The 5163-nt window shown below is 28.6% G+C and carries 5 protein-coding genes, 2 tRNA genes and 1 other annotated feature; all 7 genes read right to left on the bottom strand.

Features of this window, described 5'->3' with window-relative positions; translation table 11 throughout:
- Nucleotides 1-258 precede the first annotated feature (258 nt).
- The 7 genes from H8S10_RS17615 to H8S10_RS17585 all read right to left on the bottom strand — a co-directional run bounded on the left by H8S10_RS17615 (nt 259) and on the right by H8S10_RS17585 (nt 5133).
- Nucleotides 259-349 (bottom strand) — tRNA-Ser (locus H8S10_RS17615).
- Between the two features lie 175 nt (nt 350-524).
- Nucleotides 525-1802, bottom strand: coding sequence for a serine--tRNA ligase (serS, locus tag H8S10_RS17610; RefSeq protein ID WP_055268484.1), 1278 nt, complete (start codon nt 1800-1802; stop codon nt 525-527).
- Nucleotides 1803-1936: 134 nt separating this feature from the next.
- Nucleotides 1937-2149: a binding site (T-box leader), on the bottom strand.
- A gap of 90 nt (nt 2150-2239) precedes the next feature.
- A complete protein-coding gene (locus tag H8S10_RS17605; RefSeq protein ID WP_055268482.1) occupies nt 2240-2473 on the bottom strand; it encodes a DUF1667 domain-containing protein in 234 nt (77 codons plus the stop codon).
- Nucleotides 2474-2484: 11 nt separating this feature from the next.
- A complete protein-coding gene (locus H8S10_RS17600) occupies nt 2485-3897 on the bottom strand; it encodes an FAD-dependent oxidoreductase (RefSeq protein WP_055268480.1) in 1413 nt (470 codons plus the stop codon).
- A gap of 15 nt (nt 3898-3912) precedes the next feature.
- Nucleotides 3913-4422, bottom strand: coding sequence for a transcription repressor NadR (locus H8S10_RS17595; protein WP_055268478.1), 510 nt, complete (start codon nt 4420-4422; stop codon nt 3913-3915).
- Between the two features lie 15 nt (nt 4423-4437).
- Nucleotides 4438-4941: an HD domain-containing protein gene (locus H8S10_RS17590; RefSeq protein ID WP_055268476.1), complete on the bottom strand. Its 504-nt coding sequence runs from the start codon at nt 4939-4941 to the stop codon at nt 4438-4440.
- Between the two features lie 116 nt (nt 4942-5057).
- A tRNA-Ala gene (locus tag H8S10_RS17585) sits at nt 5058-5133 on the bottom strand.
- Nucleotides 5134-5163: the final 30 nt, after the last annotated feature.

The raw sequence follows: 5163 nt of genomic DNA, 5'->3' as shown, positions 1-5163 counted from the left end.
AGAAATGGTATATTATTGCATGAAAAGAAAATAGCGTAAAGGTATATTTTTACAGAGAATAGGAGGTTTATAACCTCCTATTTGTCGTGTCAAAAAACTTGTTCATTTAGAAATAATTTCATATAAATATATGAATAAAAAATAAAAAGACCGTCTACTGAAATGATTTTAAAAATCATTTCAGAGACAGCCCCTTTTTGTTTTTTATTTTTTATAATAGAATAATAAAAAAAGAAGTTACTCTTACGAATAACTTCTTGGCGGAGAGAGTGGGATTCGAACCCACGGTACGCTCACACGCACGCCGGTTTTCAAGACCGGTGCCTTAAACCAACTCGACCATCTCTCCTCGGAACATTTATTATTCTACCAACTATTAATAATTATGTCAACACTTTTTTTATACTTTTTATAATTATTTTTTTATAATATATAATTAATTAAAGAACAAATTCAGAATTAACTGAATTTGTTCTTTTTTAAGAAACTATAGTCTAGTCTCAACCTTAATTTATAATTTTTAATTATCTAATTACGTCCATTCCACCCATGTAAGGTCTTAAAGCTTCTGGTATATTAATAGATCCATCTTCATTTAAGTTGTTTTCTAAGAATGCTATTAACATTCTAGGAGGAGCAACAACAGTATTATTTAAAGTGTGTGCAAAGTATTTTCCATTTTCTCCATTTACACGAATCTTTAATCTTCTAGCTTGAGCATCTCCTAAATTTGAACAGCTTCCTACTTCGAAGTATTTCTTTTGTCTTGGAGACCATGCTTCAACGTCTATAGACTTAACCTTAAGGTCTGCTAAATCTCCTGAACAACATTCTAATGTTCTAACTGGAACATCTAATGAACGGAATAATTCTACTGTATATTTCCATAGCTTTTCGAACCATTCTTTACTTTCTTCTGGTTTACAAACAACTATCATTTCTTGTTTTTCAAATTGGTGTATTCTATATACTCCTCTTTCTTCAATACCGTGAGCACCTTTTTCTTTTCTGAAACATGGTGAATAACTAGTTAATGTTTGAGGAAGAGAATCTTCTTTTATTATAGTATCTATAAATTTACCTATCATTGAGTGCTCACTAGTACCTATAAGGTATAAGTCTTCACCTTCAATTTTATACATCATAGATTCCATTTCAGCAAAGCTCATAACACCAGTAACAACTTCACTACGAATCATAAAAGGTGGTATACAGTAAGTAAATCCTTTGTTTATCATGAAATCTCTAGCATAAGAAAGTATTCCTGATTGTAATCTTGCTATATTACCCATTAAGTAATAGAATCCATTACCAGCAACTTTTCTAGCGCTATCTAAATCAATACCATTTAACTTTTCCATTATTTCAGTATGATAAGGAATTTCAAATTCAGGAACTACAGGCTCACCAAACTTTTCTACTTCAACATTTTCGCTATCATCTTTTCCTATTGGAACAGTTGGATCAATAATATTAGGAATAACTAACATTATTTCTCTTATTTTTTCTTGTAATTCAGTTTCTTTAACTTCTAATTCAGCAAGACGAGCTGCTTGTTCGTTAACTTTTGCTTTTAACTCTTCAGCCTCTTCTCTTTTTCCTTGCCCCATTAATGCACCTATTTGCTTAGAAATTGTCTTTCTATTAGATCTTAATGAATCAGCTTCTTGTTGTGTTGCTCTACTTTCAGCATCTAATGCAATTACTTCATCAACTAAAGGAAGTTTCTTATCTTGAAACTTATTCTTGATGTTTTGTTTAACTATTTCTGGATTTTCTCTTAAAAATTTTAAATCTAACATTTTGTCCTCCAATTATTTAATTAATAAATTCATATGAAATTTCTAGGTTAATACAAAGAATTCTCAATAAAGTTTCATCTTTATTCTTAACTACTAATTATTCATTTATAAAAAAAGAGCCTTATCCTCCCTATACAAGGGACGAAAGACTCCGTGTTGCCACCCTAATTGATAGTAGTAATATATAAAAACATACTTCTATCCACTTAAATAATTTAACGGAATTACACCGTACTGCTCATCACAGTCCCTCCAAGGTGGATTCATAAAATATAGTTATCAGTTTACACCAACCACTGACTCTCTTAAAACATCTATCTTATTACTAGCCTTTTCAACGGTTTATTTATTCATTTATTTATCTTAAATATATTATAACATCCTATATTTTGTCAATAGATATGTACTATCTATTATTATACCATATTTTTCTGACTTTATGCTTCTTTAATATTTCTACTACAAACTATATCAATACCTGTATTTAAAACATTTTTACATATTATACTTCCTAGCTTAATAGGAACACTTACATAAATTCTACTTAATACTTTAGATATTTCTATCCATAAACTCTTATCTACTTCTTCACTGCTTTTTACTGGCACTACCTTATATTTATTATTACCTTTTACTCTTACCACTGAAGTAAATATAGCTTTATTCTCCATGACACCCTCCACTAAATACCTTCAAATTCCTTTATTCTTCCTGATATTATTTTAGAATCCTTTGAATCATCTACTATATCTGTTATATTTTTGCCTAACTCCCTAGCTAAAATACTTACTATCTTTTCATTACAGTAAGCTCCATGACAACTGCCAAATCCAGCTCCGGTTCTTCTCTTTACTCCCTTAACAGTTCTTGCACCAAGAGGCCTTCTTATAGAGTCAACAATCTCACCTTCAGTAACATTATTACAAAGACATATCATTTTGCCATATCTATTATCTACCTTAATTACTTCATTTATTTCATCTTTATTCATCTCTCTGAATTTATAAGATTCTCTTCTTTTATCTATAAAATGCTTCTTTTGACTACACTTTAATGTATTAGTCAACGTATCACATAACATCTTAGCTATAGCAGGTGCCAATGTAATTTTTCCATAATGAGTTCCTGTAACACTTATAAATCCTCTATCTATTCTACTATCATCTACTACAATAGAATCTTTATCATAACTTTCCCTAAATAGATTATTTATACTATTCTTATCTAGATCTTTAAGAAGCTTTGTAGCATAAGATATATTATCATCTAAACTAGTCTTTTCAATACTTTTAATTCCTATTAAAGAGCCTCCATTTAAAACTGGTGTAGATACAACAAAAGTATCCTTATCAAAAGTCTTAGTTATTATTCTAGATAATTTATTTTTATAACTATCATCAACTAATATATAGCTCATATTTTTGAAAGTGTTCTCATTTTTTAATTCGTCCTTTTCTTGAACTACTCCACTTTCATTTATAAACATCTCATTAGCAATAGTATTTATAACAACTCTACAAGTAAATTTATTTTTATTAGTTATAACTTTAAATCCTTTAGCTATATTCATAATATTCAATACTTCTTCTTCTAATCTAAATATAACTCCATTATCAGAAGCTACTTCAGCATAAGATAAAGCTAAATCGTATGGTGCTACTAATGCTACATTTTGTGAATATAAACCTTTCTTTATTCCTGGATTTATATTAGGCTCTATTTTATATACTTCATCACTGTCAATAAGGTGAACACCATCAATACCTCTTTTAATAGCCCTCTCATACATTTCCTTTAGCTTAATTACACCATTATCATCATCTACTACCCTTAAACCACCAATACGCTTAAAAGGCACATTAAATTTTCCACATAAATCCTCTAATAATATATTACCTATATATTCTAACCCAGCCATAACATTATTAGATGTCTCTGAACCATCATAAACTATTGCGCTATTAACAAAAGATATATCATCTGCTATATCATACTCTTTTTCAATTACAGCTATATTTAAATTATATTTTGATAATTCATAAGCAGCTGCACACCCAATTATGCCTCCACCTAAAACTAAAACATCATAATCCATATAAATTCTCCCTAATTATAAAGTAAGTCCATTTTCTTTTAATTCTTTTTTTATTAATTCCATATTTTCTTTAGTATCTACAGACACTGTATGGAGATGAACTCCATTTGTTAATGAAGATAGCGGAGCACTATCTGATAATTCAAATGTGTTTTTAAATCTATTTAAATCATTAAGATTCTTAATCATTAACAAACCTTTAATTTCACCATATATAGGATGTTCTACTATAACATCTTCTATAATTCCACCATATTTAATTACAATCTCTAATTCTTTTATCATTTCATCTTTATTATGATTTACTGCTATTATTGCTCTTACTCTACTACCATTATCATCATTAAACATATAACCATCTGGAGTTGCTATTATATTATTTCCTTTTGCTCTTAAAATAGCTATATCTTTAACTATTATTTGTCTAGTTACATCAAATTTCGTTGCTAGTTCAACTCCCTTTACAGGAGCTTTTTCTTTAAGTAATAATTCAACTATTGCTTCTCTTCTATTATTCGCAATCATATTTCACCTCATAAGTTAATTCTTATTATCACTTTCTCTTATTAAATCTAATAATTCATTACTTATTTTCTTATTACTATGATGATATCTAATACTGTCTAAAAACTCTTTATCATAAGTCTTAAATTCCTTCAATATATCAGCACCTTTTTGTGCATGATTATAATATATATCTATTTGTTTTATGCTATTGTATTTTTTTATTTTCCCTTTAGTTAATTTATTTAATAAAACTAATGCAGATTTTTCTACCAAGTTTAACCCAAATTCACCCTTACCTACATCATGCAATAAAGCTGCTTTAGCAATTCTATTAGTATTTAAAGAAATATTTTTTTTCTTACATATATCTAAAGCATCTTTACAAACACGTATAGAGTGATGCTTTTCATTATGGTTTAATTTATTAAATAATTTCATTTCATCTTTATCTAAATATTTATTTACATACTCTGTATCTATTTTCTTAAAATATGATCCTGCTGCCCATACGAATTGTTTAACTCTATATAACGCCATACATTTTCACCTTTACTTTAACATTTACTGTATATTTATAATAACACTATTAATAAAATTTATGAATAGAAATTATTTTAAATAAAATAAAAAAGCTACGAAATACTTCGTAGCTTTGGTGGAGGTAAAGGGAGTCGAACCCTTGACCCCTTGCGTGCAAGGCAAGTGCTCTCCCAACTGAGCTATACCCCCAAAAATGGTGGACCTTCAGGGACTCGAACC

This window comes from Clostridium sp. NSJ-49 (assembly GCF_014287725.1).
Lineage (GTDB): Bacteria > Bacillota > Clostridia > Clostridiales > Clostridiaceae > Clostridium > Clostridium disporicum_B.
This window is presented reverse-complemented; position numbering and strand designations above follow the sequence as displayed.

Bases quoted from the DNA above. Each gene is read 5' to 3' on its own strand.
- H8S10_RS17595 (WP_055268478.1), bottom strand. From the start codon at position 4,422: ATGATTGCGAATAATAGAAGAGAAGCAATAGTTGAATTATTACTTAAA.
- H8S10_RS17590 (WP_055268476.1), bottom strand. From the start codon at position 4,941: ATGGCGTTATATAGAGTTAAACAATTCGTATGGGCAGCAGGATCATAT.
- H8S10_RS17600 (WP_055268480.1), bottom strand. From the start codon at position 3,897: ATGGATTATGATGTTTTAGTTTTAGGTGGAGGCATAATTGGGTGTGCA.
- serS (WP_055268484.1), bottom strand. From the start codon at position 1,802: ATGTTAGATTTAAAATTTTTAAGAGAAAATCCAGAAATAGTTAAACAA.
- H8S10_RS17605 (WP_055268482.1), bottom strand. From the start codon at position 2,473: ATGGAGAATAAAGCTATATTTACTTCAGTGGTAAGAGTAAAAGGTAAT.